Genomic DNA, 20,258 nt, shown 5'->3' with positions numbered 1-20,258 from the left:
TCACCGACCACTATAAGAAAGCCTCAACTAGCCGTCCGCGTCAGAAATGACGGGGCTTTTTTGCATCTGGAGTTTAGATAATTTGGTAACCGGCGGTTGTGGTCTCATAGAGTAATTTTATAGCGGTCATGTCGGTTTAGTTGTGAGTTTTTGTGCTTATCACCTAAAAGCATATGAAGAACTAAGAATGTGAGCCTGTTGCCTAAATAAGTGCTCTGGAAATTAATCCATTGAAGTGATTGATGAAAAACTGCACTAATATCAAACATCACTGTTTCTTTTACCCAATATCGGACTAGGAAAATACGTTTTATCTTGGTTTGACGAATAATTTATCACCAAACCTTATTGAGGGGATATCTTGTAAAAATGAGTGTTCATCTCAACCTCATTGAGGTAAAAGCATTAAGATCTTCCTCGAGGATTTTTCCTACTAATTTCCTATTTTCCCCGAAATATCCCTGCCTTTGATCAATAACTCTTACTATCAATTCTGTAAATAAATACTGGTTTAAACTTCTATTTTTGTGGTGGTTTTTGGATGAAATAGTGGCTATTTTTAAATTAAATAGCGTATGTTTCTATATTGTTAATGTTTTTGCGGAATAATTATTTAAATAAAATGACTAAAAGGGAGAAGTGCTTTAACGGGTGGTAAATCTTATACAAGTATATGAATAAAGGCTTTTGCTTGGCTTTTATAACACGAAATAAATGCTGTTTTTCTCTTACTATATGCTTATCAAGTGAATAATTATATGGTGTTTTTGCTTGCTTGACGTTTAATGTCGACTTTTTATCCTATTTTTGTTGCTTTTCTGTGAATTATTTGCCAAATTGTGAACCGTATAAAATATCAGAACATTATTCTGGTATGAATGGATTCAATTTTGCAGACAGGGCAGAAAGCTGCCAAAGCAGTAGAGGTCTGGTAATGTCACTTTTAGAAGTAAAAAATCTTCGTATCGAATACCCATCTCGTCATGGTGTACACGCTGCGGTGAAGTCACTGTCGTTCAATATTGAACGTGGTGAGATCGTGGGTGTAGTTGGTGAGTCTGGTGCGGGTAAATCAACCGTGGGTAACGCGGTTATTGATCTATTGAGCCCTCCAGGCCGCATTGCGAGTGGTGAAGTTTTCCTAGATGGTGAGAAGGTGTCAGGCCTATCGCCAGAAGAAATGCGTAAAGTTCGCGGTTCTAAGATTGGATTTATATTCCAAGATCCAATGACCTCTCTTAACCCGCTGTTCACGGTAGAACAGCAGTTGAAAGAAACCATCCACGCCAATATGAAGGTGTCGGATGAAGAAGCCTATCAACGCTCACTGGATTTGATGAATCAAGTGGGTATCCCTCAGCCGGAAAACCGCCTTAAACAGTACCCGCACCAATTCTCAGGCGGTATGCGTCAGCGTGTGGTTATCGCAATTGCACTGGCCGGTGAGCCGGATCTAATTATTGCGGATGAGCCAACCACCGCCTTGGATGTATCGATCCAAGACCAAATTCTGGGGTTGATTCGCGAACTGTGTATCAAGAAAAACGTTGGCTGTATGTTGGTGACGCACGATATGGGTGTGGTTTCTAACGTAACCGATCGCGTAGCGGTAATGTACCGTGGTGATCTGGTGGAGTTTGGACCAACGGCTAAGGTTCTGGGCACACCAGAGCACCCGTACACGCACAGCTTGATCTCTGCGGTTCCTCGTTCAGACCGTAAACTCGACCGTTTCCCTCTGGTGAGCTACATCGAAGAAGCACACGAGATGGAACCACTTGATGTGAAAAATCACTGGTTAGGCCAAAGCCAAGACCACCGTGAATACACCGGTCCATTGTTGAATGTGGAAAACGTCAATCTGCGCTTTACAACTAAAGATTCATTCTTTGAGAGCCGTCGTGAGTACGTACAAGCGTCGAACAACGTGAGCTTTGAGGTACACGAAGGTGAGACCTTTGGTCTAGTAGGTGAATCAGGCTCAGGTAAATCAACCATTGCCCGTGTCATCGCTGGTCTATACGCGCCAAACTCAGGCAAGGTGACCTTTGAAGGCGTCGATCTTACAGGCCTTAAGTCTGAGAAAGAGCGTCGCCCGATGCGTCGTCAAATGCAGATGGTGTTCCAAAACCCTTACACCTCAATGAACCCTCGAATGAAGATATTCGACATCATTGCTGAGCCAATCCGTTTCCATAAATTGACTCGAAATGAGAGCGAAACGCGTCAGATCGTTCATGATCTGCTCGATCACGTGGGGCTAGGGAAAATGGCGGGTGTGAAGTATCCACATGAATTCTCTGGAGGCCAGCGTCAACGTATCTCGATCGCTCGCGCTCTAGCGACTCGTCCTCGTCTTCTTATCTGTGATGAGCCTACATCGGCACTGGATGTGTCGGTTCAAGCACAAATCCTGAACCTTCTTAAAGATCTACAAGACGAACTGAATCTAACCATGCTGTTCATCAGTCACGATTTACCGGTTATTCGCCAAATGTGTGACCGTGTGGGCGTGATGCAGATGGGAACACTGCTTGAGGTTGCACCAACTGAGCAACTGTTCAAATCGCCTCAACATGAATACAGCAAACAACTGATTTCTTTAATGCCTGAATTTACGGGCTTACGCGAAGAAAAAGCAGTGGCACAAGCCGCAGTATAAATAAAAGCGGGTGAAGTCGAGCCTGCTTTAAAACAAAAACAGACGCAAATACAACAACTAGGGATCTGGATTCCCGCATGAAGGAGTTATGCAAATGAAAACCATGAAAAGCAAATTAGCAGTCGCTTTGATGGCAGCTGGCCTAAGCTTTAGTGCAGCAGCAGCAGATATTACCGTTGGCTACGCAGCTGACCCAGTATCACTTGACCCGCACGAGCAGCTATCTGGTGGCACACTGCAAATGTCTCACATGGTGTTTGACCCTCTAGTACGTTTCACTCAAGAGATGGATTTTGAAGGCCGCCTAGCGTCAAGCTGGGAGCGTGTTGATGAAACGACTTTCCGCTTCAACCTACGTAAGGGTGTGAAATTCCACTCTGGCAACGAACTAACAGCTGACGATGTTGTGTGGACTTTCGAACGTCTACAAGCATCTCCAGACTTTAAGTCGATCTTCGCACCATACGAGAAGATGGTAAAAGTGGACGACTACACAGTTGAACTAGTATCGAAAGCGGCTTACCCACTAGTACTACAAACAGCGACTTACATCTTCCCAATGGACAGCAAGTTCTACTCTGGTAAGACTGCGGATGGTAAAGAGAAGTCAGAGCTAGTGAAGCACGGCAACTCGTTCGCTTCGACTAACGTTTCTGGTACAGGTCCATTCATCGTTACTGAGCGTGAGCAGGGCGTAAAAGTTCAGTTCAAACGCTTTAACGATTACTGGGATACAGAGACAAAAGGTAACGTTGATAACCTAACTCTCGTACCAATCAAAGAAGACGCGACACGTGTTGCAGCACTTCTTTCTGGCGACGTAGATATGATTCACCCAGTTGCACCAAACGATCACAAACGTGTTTCTAACGCGAAGGGTATCGATCTGGTAACACTACCTGGTACTCGTATCATCACGTTCCAAATGAACCAAAACAGCAACGAAGCACTGAAAGACGTTCGCGTTCGTCAGGCGATTGTTCACGCAATCAACAACGAAGGTATCGTTAAGAAGATTATGAAAGGCTTCGCAACGGCTGCTGGTCAGCAAAGCCCAACAGGCTACGCGGGTCACAACGAGGAGCTAGTGCCACGTTACGACCTTAAGAAAGCGAAAGAGCTGATGAAAGAAGCGGGTTACGCAGATGGCTTCACACTAACTATGATGGCACCAAACAACCGTTACGTGAACGATGCGAAAGTTGCTCAAGCTTCTGCAGCAATGCTGTCTAAGATCGGCATCAAGGTTGACCTTAAGACTATGCCTAAAGCGCAATACTGGCCTGAGTTTGACCTATGTTCAGCAGACATGATGATGATCGGTTGGCACTCAGATACAGAAGATTCAGCGAACTTCAACGAGTTCCTAACTATGACTCGTAACGAAGAGACTGGTCGTGGTCAGTACAACTGTTCTGGTTACTCAAACCCAGAAATGGATGCAACAGTAGAAGCATCTAACACTGAAACTGATCCAGCTAAGCGTTCTCAAATGCTGAAAGGCGTTGAAGCAACACTTTACAACGACGCAGCGTTCGTACCGCTACACTGGCAAAGTGAAGCGTGGGGCGCTAAGTCTAACGTTGGTGCTGCTGACGTAGTTAACCCAATGGTTATGCCTTACTTCGGCGACCTAGTTGTACAGTAATCTAGCATGCTAGATGTGAGAGCCTGTTGGTTCAGGCTCTCGCTTTTTAAGTTGTTCTATTAAGTTTCGGTATTTAGTCTTCCTTCAGTCTGGCTAGATACCTTTTTTAAGACTGAATATTTGTTGTCTAGTTACGGACTTAACTAGATAGTCATGGATAGATAAGGGGCAAGGAATGTTTACGTTTCTGGTCAAGCGCCTGTTTCAGGCACTGATAGTGATGTTTGTGATCAGTTTGGTGGCGTTTGCCATTCAGGATAACCTGGGCGACCCGTTACGTGAGTTGGTAGGTCAGTCTGTTTCAGAAGCGGAGCGTCAAGCGCTGCGTGATGAGCTGGGCCTCAACGATCCCTTCATTACAAAATACACTCGCTTTGTAGGCGCTGCTCTACAAGGTGATCTTGGTACTTCGTACTTCTTTAAGCGTCCAGCTGTGGACGTTATCTTAGACAAGCTGGTGGCCACTCTTGAGTTAGTGTTTGGTGCATCGCTTATCATTGTTTGTTTGTCGATCCCACTTGGGGTTTACTCAGCGATTCACCCAAAAAGTTTCTTTACCAAGCTAGTCATGGCGGGCAGTAGTATCGGTATCTCGATCCCGGTGTTCTTAACGGCCATTATGCTGATGTATGTGTTCTCTATTGAGCTTGGCTGGCTGCCTTCTTATGGACGTGGTGAAACCGCCAATTGGCTTGGTTGGGAGTCTGGCTTCTTTACGCTGGATGGCCTTGCACACTTAGTTCTGCCAAGTATTGCGCTAGCTTCTATCATGCTACCGCTGTTTATCCGTCTCGTTCGTTCTGAGATGCTGGAAGTTCTAAGCTCTGAATACATCAAGTTCGGTAAAGCGAAAGGCTTAGCACTGAACAAGATCTACTACCAACATGCGTTGAAAAACACCATGCTTCCTGTACTAACGGTAGGTGGTGTTCAGATTGGTACCATGGTGGCTTACACAATTCTTACTGAAACTGTATTCCAGTGGCCGGGTACCGGCTTCCTATTCCTTGAAGCGATTAACCGAGTGGATACACCACTGATTACCGCATACGTTATTTTTGTTGGTCTGATTTTCGTAGTAACCAACACCATTGTTGACCTGCTATACGGCATCATTAACCCAACAGTGAACATTACAGGGAAAGGAGCATAATCATGGAACAAACTATAGCAGCTCCATCTCGTTGGGAGCGATTCAAGCAGTCAGACATTCTGTACTACTTCTTACGCGACAAAGTGGCGATGTTCAGCTTCGCCGTATTTTCAGCATTCTTGATCATGGCTCTGGCGGCGCCGATTCTAGCGCCGACTGACCCATACGATGTGACGTCGATTGACATCATGGACTCAGAGCTACCACCGTCTTGGATGGAAGATGGCGATGAGCGCTTCTTGCTGGGTACTGATGAGCAGGGTCGTGACATTCTATCGACCATGCTTTACGGCTCTCGTCTGTCACTAACGATTGGTTTCTTGGCGGTAGGTCTTCAGCTAACACTGGGTATCATTATTGGTTTGTCTGCGGGCTACTTCGGTGGTCGTATTGATAGCTTCTTGATGCGTTTTGCCGATGTTCAGCTGTCCTTCTCAACCATGATGGTTGCGATCATTGTCTCGGCTATCTTTAAGGCGAGCTTTGGTAGTGACTTCTATGCGCAGTACGCGGTAGTGATGCTGGTGGTGATCATCGGTATTGCAGAGTGGCCGCAGTATGCGCGTACGATTCGTGCATCGGTGTTGGCAGAGAAGAAGAAAGAGTATGTGGAAGCAGCACGTGTGATGGGCTTTAAAGCGCCTCGCATCATGTTCCGCCACATTCTACCAAACTGTCTTTCTCCAATTCTGGTTATCTCTACGGTACAGGTGGCAAATGCCATCATGTCAGAAGCGGCACTTTCTTTCCTAGGTCTGGGCCTACCGGTAGACCAACCATCACTTGGTGCACTGATCAGTATCGGCTTTAACTACATCTTCTCTGGTGCATGGTGGATTACTGCCTTCCCGGGTGTGGTACTGGTAACGCTAGTACTGGTGATTAACCTACTAGGTGACTGGTTACGCGACGTATTTAACCCGAAAATTTATAAAGGTTGATCCCGAGCGATTGATTTTTAATAAAAAAGCTCACTAAACTAAGAGTCGTAAGAAATTACGGCTCTTTTTTTGCTTATAGTTTAGGAACTATGAATTATTGACGCAGTCAATAATGTCTAAAATGGAATTCATTTTTTATCGACATTGTGTCGGTAATAATTTTACCCCTGAGGGTTGAGTGATGGGTATGAAATTGACAATTAATGCAGTATGTCGTGGTTCTCGCAAAGGATTGGGTTTGGCGTTGTTCGTTGCAGGGGCGTCGCTGTCTGGCCATGTGTCCGCCGAATCGGTGTTATGTGATGCAACTCAGGCGAGCACAGACCAACTGCCTCAGCTGGAAGCCTCTTGTCCAATTGGTAAAGGGATATGGGGAAGCAAAGCACCCAAAACTCACTCTGAAAGTAATTTATTCTGGGTTCAGTGTGGTCTGCTTAACGACCCTCTGCCGCTAGAGAAAGCGAAACCTATCTACAAGAACATCTCGACCAACGTCTGGATGAAGCCAGAGCAGGGTAACTACCGTTGCTTGATTGGTCCTTATTCTACTTATGCTGATGCACGCAAAGAGTTGCTTCAGGTGCGCAAGGTTGCAGGCTACAAGGAAGCCTTCATTCGTATGGTCGACAAGTCTCAGTCAGCGAACGTAACCCCTCTTGCGGCATCAAAACCTCAGGCAGAGAAGGCTGTGGTTAAACCAAGAGTGGAAGACCAACCAAAAGTGCGTTCAACGGCGAAAGCTACCGCAGCTCCTGTCGCTGCGACTAAAGTGCCGGCACCAAAAGCACCTGCGCCTAAGGTGGCAGAACCTAAGACGGTAGCCCAATCAGCTTCTGTTGAGCCTATGGCGATCAAATCTCTCCCTGACCAAGCAGGCAGCCAAGGTGAGGTAGAGGTTCGATTAACGGCTTCTGTGTCTGGAAAGACTTACTCCGTGCCATACATTTTGGACGGTAAGCAGCAGTTTTATATGGAGCAAGGTAAGCCATGGAGCCGCCTTGACTATGACCAAGCCACACAGACGTGTAACGGCTTAGGCATGGAGCTAATGAGCGAGCAGGACTGGCAAACTATCTTAGGCTCAAAAGTGATGGAGCAGAAGGACTGGCCGATGCACCTGCCATATTGGGGCGCACAGAAAAAAGGCTTGTTTACTAATGGTAATGTCACCCAACTGAAAGGCTCATCGCTTCTTAACGTAATGTGTGTGAAGTAGCTTTAAGAGCATTTGAGTTACGGTAGGCCAAAAGGTCTAGATAAAAGAAACCCCAGCAATTGGCTGGGGTTTTTGTTTTTATCGCTGAAAAAGATTAATCGTCGTTAGACACACCATCCCAAGTCATGTTGAAGCTGATATCAGTAATGTAATGACTCCAGTTGCTTGAACCATCGGATATTTTACCCATGATGCTGTATGTCTCATCTAGCTCAAGGCGGTTATTGTTATTCAAGCCGAATAAGAATGAGATCACAGCATTAGGCGTTCCATCTTCTTCTACTGTGTCACAAGAGTTACTGTTCGCGTAGATACCATTGTGGTTATCGTCAAAAGTAACTCTAAAGCTATCAAAAATAGCCTCATCACCATCCTGACCTTCAAATAGACCGTCACAGCTGATGCCATTCATCCACACTTTAATGTAATCATGAGAATTACCTGAGCCATTAGCCACATCCATCTGAAGGGTAGTAGAGATCAGTTTGAACGTATCTTCTTGAGAGCTTGGCCAGTAGATAGCGGCATCTCTTACATCAGAGTTATCGCTCGATGCTACTTGAATACGTTTCTCAGCATCCAGTTCACTCTTAAACCAAGTGTAACGACTTGATTCGCCATCTTCCGTTTGAAGTAGTGTTACAGCGCCTTGTGATATTTCATTGCTATCGTAATCGTTGGTCACATCATAGGTGATATTGAAAGCTTCACTACCTTCTGCGTAAGCTGCAACTAAGCTATTGCCTTCGATAGAATAGGTACCGACCAACTCATCTGCCTCTGAAGTACACTCGTTTTTGTTTTCAACGGTTCGATTACTGTAATAAACATTACCATCTTCGAATCGAACAGTATCACACCATACTCGAGAGTAATCGTTCGATTCATTGCCATCACCGTCAAATTTGCCTCTTTCAAGGAAGTACCATGTGTTATTGACTAGAGGGTGGTCTCCTTCAGGTGGAGGCGTGATATCTGCTGGTTTTACGTTTGGTAGTGCGAATGTCACCATTTTAGATTCAATGTCATTCTCTTGACCGCCAGAGAAATTGATTCCTTTTGCTACGTAAAGGATAACACCATTGGTTTCCGATGTAGGTTTACCTTCCAGTGTGACTAAGCCACTTTCATCTACATTTACTGAAACGCCCGGGATTGGATTACTTGCTGGCTTATTGTCGTGAGCCGCGTAGTTTGCGTAGTATTCAACGTCACCAGAAACGTTCGAGGTAAATAACTCATTAATATCCAGTTGCTCAGAGAACTCTTCACCAGCTTTAAGCGACCACGTGTCAGAGATTGTCTTTTGAAGTTCGGCTTCAACCGCCTCGTCGACAGCGATATCGCCGATCGCAATGATTGGCAAATCAAAAGTTGCTGGCTCCGAAACCATAAATGTCGCAGTGTGTCCGTCATCGGCTGTGATGTTGAACTGCTTGATATCTTCTGTTGGCGTTTCCGGGTGACCTGAGATAATTAGTTTGCCTAATTTAGCATCGTATTTTGATGTCAGACCTTTTACGACAGAGTTAATGTTAGAGTCATAAGTTAGAGTATCATCCTCACGGTCTGTAAATAGGCCGCTAACAGATAGCTCTGCTGAGAACGCTTCACCCTGCTTCATTGTCCAGTTGGCAGTAATCTCGCGCTGTATTTCTGATTGTGCTTCCGGATCTACTTTTGGTGCGGTGTTTACCAGTGAAACATCGAATGAGAATGTAGTACTTAACTCACTCAATACTTTTGAGTCAGCAGTAGCACGATCATCTGCTGTTAGAGTAACAATGTAGCTGCTCAGGGTCGGTACAAAGCTTTCTTTTGCAGAGATTGTTAATATCTCGCCTTCTAGCGTAACAGTAATCTCTTGTTCACCATTCACTTTCGCGCGAGCGGTAGCAATGCTTTGATACGCTCCTTCAGCGCTGTACTTATCCTGGAATAAGTTTTCAGGGACAATAATAGTCTGCGTAAACCCTTGGCCTTCAATAACTTCTAGTTTCTTAAATTCAGATTCAAGGGTAGCTTGTGCACTAGAGTCAACGAGTAGCTTGTAGTTAGATACCGCGGTTTCTGGTTGGCTTGGATCGATAACAGGTTTCTCGTTAACAAGATCTTCAGACCCCATGTTTTCTTCAGTTACGATCTCTTGAGATGTTTCTGCAGCGGTTTCCGTAATGCTGCTTACGTTATTTTCGTAAGCCGTTGGATCTTGTGCTTTTGATTCAGTAAGAATTTGTGCTGTTTTGTGTAACTGTGCGCTTTCAAGATCGTCTTTTGACGTTGCTACAAAGTCTGAAAATAGATCGATAGGCTCTTCGATCGAACCGCCTAGATCTTCATTTACAGTAGCTGTCGCATCTTCAAGTGAGCTATTGTTTTTCTGCATTTCAATAGCAACAAGATCGGTGATTGGAGAGATAACTAATGCTGTTTTATCTGTACCTTCAGGGGTGCGGAACACAACACTGTTAGCCATTGGTTGACCTTTGTGATCGCTATCTTCGGTATATGTCGCCAATAATTCGGGAACATTTTTTCCGTTAGGATTTAATGCATAAAGTTCATTAGCGAGAGCCTTGTCCATATCACCAGGACGAAGTGTTTTTAGTGCTAGTTTTCCATCAATCTCAGTGTCTGCAGGAAGCGTGATTTTGCCATCTTTGTCGGTTAAGCCAAAAATGGTATCAGTGCCAACCTCTAGAACGCCAGGTCGACCGACGTCGTCAAACACAACTGCATTTTCGAAATAACCATCGAAACCTGTAATCACGATGCCGCCCGGAGTCGCTCCACCTGATGAGCCACCATCTGAACCGCCACAACCTGATAGTGCAATAGCCACTGACGCTGCTAGTAAACTAACCTTCTTCATTCTTTTCATCCTTACCGAGTGAAATCTATTATTTTTGGAAATTATTTATAAAACTGGCTAGTTTTTACAGCTTGTGTGAGGGTGGTTCAAGATACGGAAAATGAAGAAAAAGCCGTAAAGAATCTTATAAAAACCCCAAATATAATAATGCATTCAATATATTTATAATTGTCGTGAAGCTATATTTACTTTCCAAATAAAAAGCCCCGCAAGTGCGGGGCTTTAGGCTAGATAGCTTGTCAGCAATTATTTAGTCTAATCATCCCAAACCAAACTTGCTGCAACGCTATTTATCGTCTCACCATCTTTAGCAAAAGCAATGAAGCTTACTGTTGAATCTGGTTTGATTTCAGTATCGAAATCGAAATCAAAGTTGGCACTGTTATCATGACCACCTAGATCGTCATAACACTCCGTTGATGAAATCTTGAATTCACTATCATTTACATCTGTTCCCGTGATCCAGAAAGATTCAAAGTGTGTATTTAGATAGCTACACGACTCTTGATCGGATGGTAAATCGAAGTTGATATCAGCATCCATTGTTCCGTTATCACTACTGTGGTCAGTATATTTTAGAGATAAAGCAAAACTACCCAGTACGTTCTCTTTACTGTCAACGGCAGAAGGTAATACCATTTCGAAGTCAGCGTGACCATCTGGAGCTGTTGAAAGGGTATTTAGCCTTCTTGTTGCATCTTCTTGGCTATCAAACGCCATAAAGGTGCTTGGATCTCCATAGATGCCGCCTTCAATCTCAACATCATTTATTTGATAAATTGAGTTGCTAGTAAAACTCGTAAATTTATCACTTAGCTTAAATTCCATTTGGAAATCTTCAGCTTCCGTTACTGTGATAAGGTTTTTCTCAGAGTCGAGTTGCCATGTGCCACCCACGACACTCATATCAACTTCTGGACAAGTTGTTGTGCTTTCTGATGCGCTCCAATATACATTGCCATTTTTGTCTAAAAGCATTGACTGACAGTAAGCTAAGCCATCTGGGCGCGGACCGCTATAATCATTACTCCATAGAGTTTCATGATCAATGTTGTACAGGGTGTGACCAATTAAGACACTCGGGTCTAAATCTGGTTCTGCAGGCGCTTTAGCTACCCATCCATCATAAATACTTGTAATCGTTTCTTCGTTATCAGATGTGATGTAGAAGAAGCCATTGTCGCCTAAAAGGTTGTTACTGCCTTTATTATTGTCACCAATACCAATTTGGATACCACCGAAGTCACGGTAAGCATTGCGATGGCGAGTGATAGGAGCATTGTTGTTGTCTTCGTCTACATCAGGAAATACAGTAGTTTGCCCCATACCTTGGATCTGTTCTTCAACGCTCCATAAACCCGTCCAAGTTTCTCCATTTTCGGTTAGGCTGTACGCATCGTAGGTACCTTCCGCAATAATTGTTTCACTTGGAGTTCGAGTTGTTTCTGTATACGTGAATACATCAATAAGTGGGTAAGTTATATAACCATTTGTTGCATCATCAATTAAGAAGTGCTCTGTATAACCATCTTTCGCCATGGCATGACTAAACGTATCGAAGTCAGTTTGAGTCGAGTCTAACCAGAACAACTCACCTTCATTTGACTTCATGATGATCTGATAGTCAGCGCCATTCATGTTTTGGTAAAGCATGGTGAGTTTAAGCTCACTTTTGCCTTCAGATAGCGATATCGTGCCGTCATCGTTAATAGTTGCTGCTTCACAGTCATTTTCAGGAACAATTACGCCAGTACCCTCATCAAGATTCATTAGCGTTGTTTTCCAACTATTACGGCTTAACGTATTGTTACCATCGATGTCATCACTTGCAAAACAGAACTCGTTTTGACCGTTGTCGCTGTTTACACGTAGCGATGCGTAACCAATTTCAGCATCGCCATGCTCAAAGCTACCCATGTGCCAGTCACCACCTTTAGTGAAGTGCTGCTGAGTAAAGCCTAGTGTTGGGTTAACAGGATCAACCGGTTTTGGATCAGCGTGACAGCTATTGTCGTACCAGTAGCCACCTTGGTCTTCACACTCTTCTTGGTTGTCAAACTCTTCAATAGGTTTGATGATCGGGAAGTCATCACAGTTGCCAAGTTCATCACAGGTTTCAGGTGTTCCAAGAACGACCTCTGGAAGGTTTAGCTCTACGGTCGTTTTAAGACCTTGTTCACTTGTTGCTATTAGCTTAATCGTGTAGTTAGTATCGTCCTGTTCTACAGAACGAAGTGGGAAGGCACTGATATTAACTTTATTATTGCTTGGCTCACTGATCGTAAAACCATTTACAATCGCATTAGAGCTAACTTCAATTGAGTGGTAGTTACTAAATAGTGCAGAATAATCTAGTTCATACACTTTAGATTGTGTATTACGGACAAATACCCAGCCATTAACACTTTCTTGTAGGGCGTCGGCAATCTCTGTATTAAACTTTGGAGCAATGGCTTCGCCAGCACCAATAACAAACTTAATTTCAGTTTCTACTTTGTTTACTTTTAAGCTCTCATTTGCAGGAAGAATGAGTTTAATTACAACTTCGCCAGCTTTGATGAGCTCTTGACCATCTGGAAGGGCAAGGGAAAGGAAACGCTGGCCAGTTTTCTCGGAATCATTAGGATCATTTAAGTACACTTCAAAGTTAAATTCTTTTTTTATCTCTTCAGCGTTGTAAGTGATGGAATCAACAAATTCATCTATTTGCTCGCTTGAAATATTCCCGTCTTGGAATAGATCCGTGATTTCAACGGTATGATAAATTTGACCATTGCCTGTACCAACTTCTAGATTAAGTGAATCAGCAATAGATTGAATTTCTTTTAGTATCTCAGGGTTAACGGTTGTCTTGTAATCCGGGTTATCAATTTCGCTTGATGGGATTTCAGATACATCGCCGTTATCTGCTACTGGAACTTCCGGTTTAAAGCTCGGATCTTTTAGGAGATCTTCATCAGTAATAGACTCAGCCGCTTTATCTGCTTCTTTTGCTATTTCTGTTGCAGAATCTTCGTATGTAGTTGGGTTGGCGGCTTTGGTTTCTGTCAAAATTTGAGCGGTTTTATGAAGAACAGGGTCGGCATCAGCCCCTTCAACAAAGTCAGTGTAAGGGTCTAGGTTGTCATCACCTAAAGCACTACCTACTGCTGCGATTGCTTCTTCTTCTGTAACTACGCCATCACCATCAACATCGTTGGCAATATTTCCTGACTCAATAGCAACAAGGTCTGTAATTGGAGAGATAACCCCAGACCCATTAGGTGCACGGAAAACTAATTCATGCTCCACTGGCTGTGCTGGTAAATCCATATCTACTGTGTAGATACCAGCGTATTTTTCTGGATCAATGGCTATAAGGTTAGCTTGAGCTGCATTTGCAGGAGTTACAGTTTGAAGTGCTAGTGTGCCAGCTGGTTTTGTTACGCCTAAATTGATTTGGCCTTTGCTGTCTGTTAAGCCTAAGAATTGATCGCTTGATAAATCCCAAACACCATTATTATTGTTATCAACAAACACAACGGCATTTTTAAAGTAACCATCAAAACCAGTAATCACCACACCACCAGGTGCAGCACCAGAGCTATCACCATCTGAACCACCACAGCCTGTTAGAGCGAAAGCCACTGACGCTGCTAGTAAACTAACTTTTTTCATTTCATATCCTTTGTCACGAGCTCTAGCCAAGCTCTATTTGTTTCATTTTTTGAGACTTATATTAATTGGGTGAATGTTTTACTGGGTATCGATCGTTTTTTCAACACACGTAAATTCGGGAAAAAACCGTAAAATTTATTTGAATTTTATTTGCTTGAGCGCTCTTCAAATCGATTTCCAATTTCAATAGCATGCAGCCCAAAATTGGCTTGGTGGATAATTAGAAATGAAAAAATGGATTGGTTTGTCTTTGCTGCCCTTTTCTGTGGTAGCTCAAGAGGCAAGTGTGAGTGATAAATACAGCTACTCGTACTTTACGGTAGGGGTTGAAAACGTCACTTATCAAGAGTTTTATGGAGGGCTTACCTCGGAAGTAACCGTAACAAACCCTGTCTTAAACTCTGGTGGTTTGTACTACGTCAATCAGGACTTTGACTTCTCAGTGGATGCATTGGCCTCTTTCTCTCCACAGAACTCGACAGAAGATTGGAATAATGGCGGCGCTCTGCAGCAGAACAACCAGTTGGAGTATCTGAAGACAGCCACAAACATCCAGCTTCATTACAAGTTCAAAGATAACTGGCGCGTGATTGGCGGCCCCTCGCTGACCTATCAAACCTTCACTCGCTATGGTGTGAAGAATTACACCCAAGAGGGTAACAAGTATTTCTACGGTACCTGGGAAGAGACCTCGACGGACATCTTTATGGACGTCGGGTTAGCTTATGATGATGGTAGTCTTTACTTGAGTGATAAGTGGCACATCAGTGGTAAAGCGACTTTTGGTCTGCCGATCTGGAGTGTTACTTCGAATACACAATTTGAGGATGTTAATTTCTACGACTTTGGCTACCGAGCGGCAGTGGAAGGTACAGTAAGCTATGAAGTGACCCCGGGTTTGCATTTAGGCTGGTATGCCATGTTTGGCTACGAGAAACGCTTCCAATCTGACACTGAAACTGTCACGACCACTTATTGTAAAACTATGGTCGATGGTAAGTGTACGGACTATGTCACCGAGCAGAAGAATGCCACACTTCCCGAAGCCGATACTTACACGTTCAGTACCGGCCTGCAGGCTCTGTGGAACTTTTAACCATCGGGACCTAAGAATTTTACATTGAGTTTGATCTCTTCGACTTTATGGCGCCACTCCGCTTTTGGACGAAGGATAATGCTGAAGACTTCTCCATGCTTGAAGTCGTCATGGTCGAAGAAATCAACATCTAGGTAAGAATATTGAAGGTTGTTTATTGGTTGTTCAGCACACTCTATGGGAGCGAGCTTTTCACTAACGGTGTATCCAATCACATCACCGTACAAGCCCTGTCCGCCTATTGAAAAGAAATCAAACTTATTGAGGACATCTTTGCAAACTATGGTTGTGCTGTAGGATTGTATATTGAGGTCGCCATCCATCTCATCTGGCCAATCAGGGTCATGTAGTTGGTAATTACCAATATGCATGCCATACCAGCCGAGATAGTACCGACCATCGTTCGCAAGATACATATAGTTCTGCATTGTCATTTGCAGAGCTTCTAGCCCGGTGATGGTGTTAATGCGTTGCTCTATTTGTGCTTTCGAGGCAACCGTATAAGTTTCATACTCATTGCCCATTTTGACTTGCGTTACATGAGCAGTCGCGAATGTAGGGTGACTTGGGTAGGTCTCTAAAATTTTCCAGCGCATGTCGGTGTCAAAAATAGATTGATTGCTAGAGACAACTAAGCTGTCGCCATTGACATGATATCCTCCTACTTTACGCAACTCATGCTCACTTGGGCAGGTGGTCAGATTGCTTGAAGAGGCAAAGAACACCTCGTCATTGATGAACTTAAAGGCTTCGCAGTAGACCTTTTCATAGTTGTACGTCTTGCCTGCAAATTGATGGTTGGTTTCCAGTCGATACCAAGTTTCCCCAATCAAAGGGTGTAAGCCATCTTCCTCTAAGCCTGAAGACATGGAAGGAAGGGAAAAGCTGGTGGTAACCCAAGCGCTCTCTTCTGAGCCGTGATAATCATCTTTGGCTCGAGCGATCAGCTGAGTCGGCGCTTCTCCAACTTTCGGGGTGCCTTGGATGCTGGTTCTTCCTCCGAGATTTGAAACAGAAAACTTGGGATGATTGACAGCAATTTGTGTTGTCAGCAAGTCATCATCAGGGTCTTCGAATAGGCCCGTAACATCAATCGAGTAATTAATCGGAGAGTTTTCAGTAAAAGACCATTGATTGATTTCGTGTTGAATACTCTGTTGAACTGCCGGATTGACTTGTGGTTTCTGGTTACGATCGGCACGGTCTTTTTGATCTGCAACGACCAATGTCTGCGTCTCGATATTCTGATTGTCAGAGAGCATTGTGACTGGCTCGCTGTACTGTTCAACTGGTACAAATGGGATCGTCACGTCTGAGAGCGATTGTTCCGCTCTGCTTTTTATCAGAGCATCAGAGCCTGTGGCATTTTGTTGCCTTTGATCCGTTTCAGCTTGATGCGATTGAAGACTCGTAGTGGGTGAGGTGAGTAAGGGAACCGACTCATTGCTCACAACATTGACTGAGCCCACTTCTTTTGAGGCAAGCCATGGTGGCATAAAAGTTAATGCTCCACAGCCAGTGACAACCAATAAACAGAGACGCTTTTTCATCTTAAACCAATTTGCTTTGTAGCCAACAACGAGAGAACTTGAGATCTTTTTCAATCAAACTGGCGCTGCACTCTAAGAGTTCGCTGATCTCGCGATTACGCATACCCATCAAGTATTTAAGTTTTAGAGCCTGAGACTGACGCGGGTAGTGGATACTGAAGCTGTCTATGGCTTTGTCCATCATCATAAACTGTTCAAATTTGTCCCCTTCATTGTCACTCAACATCGTCATTTGCTGACGTTTTTGCGCTTGAAGATGGCGAGCATTGTCGATCAGGATTTGGCGCATCACTTTGGCCGCCATTAAAAAGAAATCTTTTTTATTCTCGATCGACTGCAAGTCTGAAGACGACATTTTCAAGTAGGCATCGTGAATCAACGCGGTGGTGCTGTTCATGCTATCGCTGATGACTTGATTGTCGGTGCCATACTTTTGTGCGCTGCGACTGCGCTCTTGTTGAGCGATCTGACGAAGCTGCAGGTAGGCGAATTGGTACAAGTCTGCTTCGGCGCTTTTGTTGCCGGATTGCCATTGGTGGATGATCTGTGTGATATCTGGAGTTGCAGTTGCCATTAGCTGTTAGACCTCACTTTAGTAAACTCAGAAACAGATAGGGTGCTGATATTATGAGATTTATCTGGATTTAGCGAAATTTTTTGTTTGAATCTGTAGAGGATGCCTTGGTCCCAATTTTTCCCTGCAGGTAGGTACTCCCAAGCGGTAAAATGTTGTTGAGGGACTGAGTCATACCAGCGCACCGTGACATTCATTTGAGCAAGCGAGGCCGTTGGCTTGGCATTGGCTAGCCACCACATGTCGCCAAACTTTTCAGTGATGTCCTGCGTGTATTGCTGGTGGTTCGTCGGACAGGCTTCTACATCACTAGGTCCCAATAGAATGCGTTGATCTTTGATCAACAGGCATTCGGTGATGATGTCGGCGTGCTGATATTGAGTATGCTGCCAGATGCCTTCATAAGGGATGTCGTTACCGCGCTCATTGGTGTAAGTAAACCAGATCATCTCCCCCTTATTGGCGTGTCGGATCTGCTCTGTTTGACCTAAGCCTTGAGTCTTTTCCATCAACAGCTCTGTCTCGGTATCAAAATCCAGTGCTACGGTTCGATATTTCCAATCGCCTTCGTCGTCGTAATCTTCAATCGAGAAACCGCTGAGATCGTGGCGAGTACAACCCGTTTGTGCGCAACTGGTAAAGCCTGTCCAACCATCGCCAACGGATAATGGCTCACGGATGATTTCTTGAGGTGTGTAGTAAGGGCGCAGGGTACAGCCGTTAAAGTAATCACCCGTTCCTGGGAATTGAATCAGCTCGCTGTCTGTAATTTGATAGCTTAGCTCACCGATTGGGCCCTTATATTTTGGGTTAGCATGATGAGCGAGATCGTAAAAACACGCACGTCCCGCGTAGTCTTTCTTAGCGATGATGATGTTGTGCAGCACTTTGTCTTTTGGCGAAAAAATGACCTCTTCAGAAGCGAAGTTGTTCTTGATGTATTCCTGACTCTGATTCAGGTGCTCGGCGGCCTCTTTGACCGAAACAAGGTCAATGCCGAGGTCTTTGGCATCTAAATAGCTTAAATCGAGGTTCTTAAGTTTTTTCTGAAACTCAACGTCAGACAACACCTTACTTGCCAAGATAATTTCATCACGGTGCTCCGGGGTATCATCGAGCGACAGCAGTAAGCGCGTCATGTTGATGCTGCGGCTTGGGCGTGTCGATGACAGGGTTGGTGTGATCACCTCTTGACCAGAGAGAGTCGTGAGCAGATAGCCAGAGTTATCAGTACCGATAAAAAAGCTAACGATGTCGCCAGAGTTGTACTGGAACGCCCCTTTATCTGTGGTGCCCGAGAGGTTGGAGCTGGTCTCGTAATAAAGTCCAGAGACGGGAGAATCAATGAAGTACCCCGTCAAAGGTTTGCTATCGTCTGCTTGGATAGTCAGGCTGGTCGTGCATAACGCGATAAGCGGTAGAAGGACTTTTTTCATAATCAGTTATTGGATGACTTCTTTGTGTTTTTATTGGTTACGGACTTTTCTGGTGCTGGCGTGAGCATCGCCAACAGCATTTTTTGCTTAACGTCTTTGGGTAAGTCCGGATTCGATAATATTCGACGTCGTGTAAGTTCAAGCATGGTGCCGACAGACATTTTTGCAGCGTCACTGCCTTTTGCGTGAAACAGCAGGCTCGTCACCTCATACATCATCTCTTCTGCGACTTGCTTCTCTTTTTGCAGCTGCAAATTCTTATTGAATATTGCCGTCGAAAACGCCGTGCCAGATAGCAGTAACAAGATGGTTAATGCACTTTGTACTGGGCGACGTTTGAGTAGCTTGGATAAAGAGTGAAACGGATGTTTTTCTCTCATGGAGATTGGACGACACTCTAAAATACGAACAATATCTTGGCGCAACTCCCCGACACTGGCGTAGCGTCGGTACGGTTCATGATGTGTGGCCTTTTCTACAATCAGGTCAATGTCGAGGTTCGATGTATCATCGAAGATCAGGGCTAAAATCTTACCCAGCGAATAGATATCACTTTGCTGCGTTAAGTATTGTCCTGCGGCCTGCTCTGGACTGGCGTAGGCTTTGCTGTAGGCCGTCAGCAGAGAAGTATCTGTGTCTTGGCTTGGCGTTGGCTGCTTTACCTTTTGTGTCAGGTTGAAATCCAGAATCTTAGGTGAGCCCAGTGGATCGATTAAGATGTTTTCTGGCTTGAGATCGGCGTGCAGCACTTGTTGTTGGTGTGCGTGTTCGATAGCAGAACAGATCTCTTTGAAGAGGTTAAGCTTTTGCTTTTCACTCAACGAACGATTTTGCAGGTGCAGAGAGAGCGTTTCCCCGTCTACACGCTCCATCACGATGTAGACCGATTCTTGATACACGCCACCATCAAACACTTTGGCAATACAAGGGTGGTTGAGGTGTGCCAGTAGCTGGGCTTCTTGGAAAAGCGCGTGCTCACCTAAAATATGGGAAAGTGCCGGTTGAATGAACTTAACCGCAAGGTCTTGCTCGAAGGTTCTATCAGCTCGGCTAGCAGCATAGACGATGCCCATACCACCACGACCTAACTCGTGCGAGATCTGGTACTTATCCACCAGTGTATCAGTGAGGTTGAGTTCTGTTTCTGTGGCTTGTTGCGCGTGAAAGCCGAACAGCGATGTGATCTGCTCTGAACGCCCTTCATTGATTAAGGGAAGAACTTGCTGATATAAGCCGGGTTGCTCTTTCTTTAATCGTTTTAGATAAAGACTTTTTTCTTCATCGGACAGATCCATGAGGTGATAGAAAACCTCAGTGGAGCCACTGCTTTTATTTTGCACAACTGATCTTGTTATTTCTTTTATAGTGCCAGCATTCTATAAGAGTTCTCGATGTTTTTTCGACATTTTTGTCAATTACATATCAAAAAATGAGTGAATGGCTCGAACTTATA

At 44.4% G+C, this 20,258-nt stretch carries 12 protein-coding genes; 6 read left to right on the top strand and 6 right to left on the bottom strand.

Translation table 11 applies throughout. The annotated features are described in order from the left end of the window. The first annotated feature begins 934 nt into the window (after positions 1 to 934). The 5 genes from KI655_RS11205 (at position 935) to KI655_RS11185 (ending at position 7,620) form a co-directional block, all read left to right on the top strand. The gene (locus KI655_RS11205; protein ID WP_285404873.1) at positions 935 to 2,662 is read left to right on the top strand and encodes an ABC transporter ATP-binding protein; all 1,728 of its coding nucleotides are present in this window, start codon (positions 935 to 937) and stop codon (positions 2,660 to 2,662) included. A 94-nt stretch (positions 2,663 to 2,756) separates the two neighbouring features. Then, entirely contained in the window at positions 2,757 to 4,310 is a 1,554-nt protein-coding gene (locus KI655_RS11200) for an ABC transporter substrate-binding protein (protein ID WP_285404871.1), read from the top strand. Between the two features lie 175 nt (positions 4,311 to 4,485). Continuing rightward, entirely contained in the window at positions 4,486 to 5,463 is a 978-nt protein-coding gene (locus KI655_RS11195) for an ABC transporter permease (RefSeq protein WP_032551023.1), read from the top strand. A gap of 2 nt (positions 5,464 to 5,465) precedes the next feature. Next, a complete protein-coding gene (locus KI655_RS11190; protein ID WP_285404868.1) occupies positions 5,466 to 6,404 on the top strand; it encodes an ABC transporter permease in 939 nt (312 codons plus the stop codon). A 187-nt stretch (positions 6,405 to 6,591) separates the two neighbouring features. Beyond that, the gene (locus KI655_RS11185) at positions 6,592 to 7,620 is read left to right on the top strand and encodes an SPOR domain-containing protein (protein WP_285404866.1); all 1,029 of its coding nucleotides are present in this window, start codon (positions 6,592 to 6,594) and stop codon (positions 7,618 to 7,620) included. 94 nt (positions 7,621 to 7,714) lie between these two features. On the opposite strand, the gene KI655_RS11180 is transcribed toward KI655_RS11185, so the two are convergent. Further along, positions 7,715 to 10,492 (bottom strand): hypothetical protein, encoded by a 2,778-nt coding sequence (locus tag KI655_RS11180; RefSeq protein WP_285404864.1) that lies wholly within the window; start codon positions 10,490 to 10,492, stop codon positions 7,715 to 7,717. 255 nt (positions 10,493 to 10,747) lie between these two features. Then, positions 10,748 to 14,149 (bottom strand): hypothetical protein, encoded by a 3,402-nt coding sequence (locus tag KI655_RS11175; RefSeq protein ID WP_285404862.1) that lies wholly within the window; start codon positions 14,147 to 14,149, stop codon positions 10,748 to 10,750. Positions 14,150 to 14,375: 226 nt separating this feature from the next. On the opposite strand from KI655_RS11175, the gene KI655_RS11170 reads away from it, so the two are divergent. Then, the gene (locus tag KI655_RS11170) at positions 14,376 to 15,245 is read left to right on the top strand and encodes a hypothetical protein (protein ID WP_285404860.1); all 870 of its coding nucleotides are present in this window, start codon (positions 14,376 to 14,378) and stop codon (positions 15,243 to 15,245) included. Here the strand turns inward: KI655_RS11170 and KI655_RS11165 are convergent. The 4 genes from KI655_RS11165 to KI655_RS11150 are packed head-to-tail and all read right to left on the bottom strand — an operon-like array spanning position 15,242 to position 20,100. After that, entirely contained in the window at positions 15,242 to 16,795 is a 1,554-nt protein-coding gene (locus KI655_RS11165; protein WP_285404858.1) for a hypothetical protein, read from the bottom strand. The genes KI655_RS11170 and KI655_RS11165 overlap by 4 nt on opposite strands. A gap of 1 nt (position 16,796) precedes the next feature. Beyond that, positions 16,797 to 17,369, bottom strand: coding sequence for an ECF-type sigma factor (locus KI655_RS11160; RefSeq protein WP_285404856.1), 573 nt, complete (start codon positions 17,367 to 17,369; stop codon positions 16,797 to 16,799). Then, entirely contained in the window at positions 17,369 to 18,805 is a 1,437-nt protein-coding gene (locus KI655_RS11155; protein WP_285404854.1) for a chromosome partitioning protein ParA, read from the bottom strand. The genes KI655_RS11160 and KI655_RS11155 overlap by 1 nt, the downstream gene beginning before the upstream one ends. A 2-nt stretch (positions 18,806 to 18,807) precedes the next feature. Continuing rightward, entirely contained in the window at positions 18,808 to 20,100 is a 1,293-nt protein-coding gene (locus KI655_RS11150) for a serine/threonine-protein kinase (RefSeq protein ID WP_285404895.1), read from the bottom strand. Positions 20,101 to 20,258 lie beyond the last annotated feature (158 nt).

The sequence above is a fragment of the Vibrio sp. D404a genome (assembly GCF_030248535.1).
Classification (GTDB): Bacteria; Pseudomonadota; Gammaproteobacteria; order Enterobacterales; family Vibrionaceae; genus Vibrio.
Note: the sequence above shows the minus strand (reverse complement) of the source record. Positions and strands in the feature narration are given on the sequence as shown.

Coding starts and splice junctions, on each gene's coding strand:
- KI655_RS11205 (WP_285404873.1), top strand. CDS start 935: ATGTCACTTTTAGAAGTAAAAAATCTTCGTATCGAATACCCATCTCGT.
- KI655_RS11200 (WP_285404871.1), top strand. CDS start 2,757: ATGAAAACCATGAAAAGCAAATTAGCAGTCGCTTTGATGGCAGCTGGC.
- KI655_RS11195 (WP_032551023.1), top strand. CDS start 4,486: ATGTTTACGTTTCTGGTCAAGCGCCTGTTTCAGGCACTGATAGTGATG.
- KI655_RS11190 (WP_285404868.1), top strand. CDS start 5,466: ATGGAACAAACTATAGCAGCTCCATCTCGTTGGGAGCGATTCAAGCAG.
- KI655_RS11185 (WP_285404866.1), top strand. CDS start 6,592: ATGAAATTGACAATTAATGCAGTATGTCGTGGTTCTCGCAAAGGATTG.
- KI655_RS11180 (WP_285404864.1), bottom strand. CDS start 10,492: ATGAAGAAGGTTAGTTTACTAGCAGCGTCAGTGGCTATTGCACTATCA.
- KI655_RS11175 (WP_285404862.1), bottom strand. CDS start 14,149: ATGAAAAAAGTTAGTTTACTAGCAGCGTCAGTGGCTTTCGCTCTAACA.
- KI655_RS11170 (WP_285404860.1), top strand. CDS start 14,376: ATGAAAAAATGGATTGGTTTGTCTTTGCTGCCCTTTTCTGTGGTAGCT.
- KI655_RS11165 (WP_285404858.1), bottom strand. CDS start 16,795: ATGAAAAAGCGTCTCTGTTTATTGGTTGTCACTGGCTGTGGAGCATTA.
- KI655_RS11160 (WP_285404856.1), bottom strand. CDS start 17,369: ATGGCAACTGCAACTCCAGATATCACACAGATCATCCACCAATGGCAA.
- KI655_RS11155 (WP_285404854.1), bottom strand. CDS start 18,805: ATGAAAAAAGTCCTTCTACCGCTTATCGCGTTATGCACGACCAGCCTG.
- KI655_RS11150 (WP_285404895.1), bottom strand. CDS start 20,100: ATGGATCTGTCCGATGAAGAAAAAAGTCTTTATCTAAAACGATTAAAG.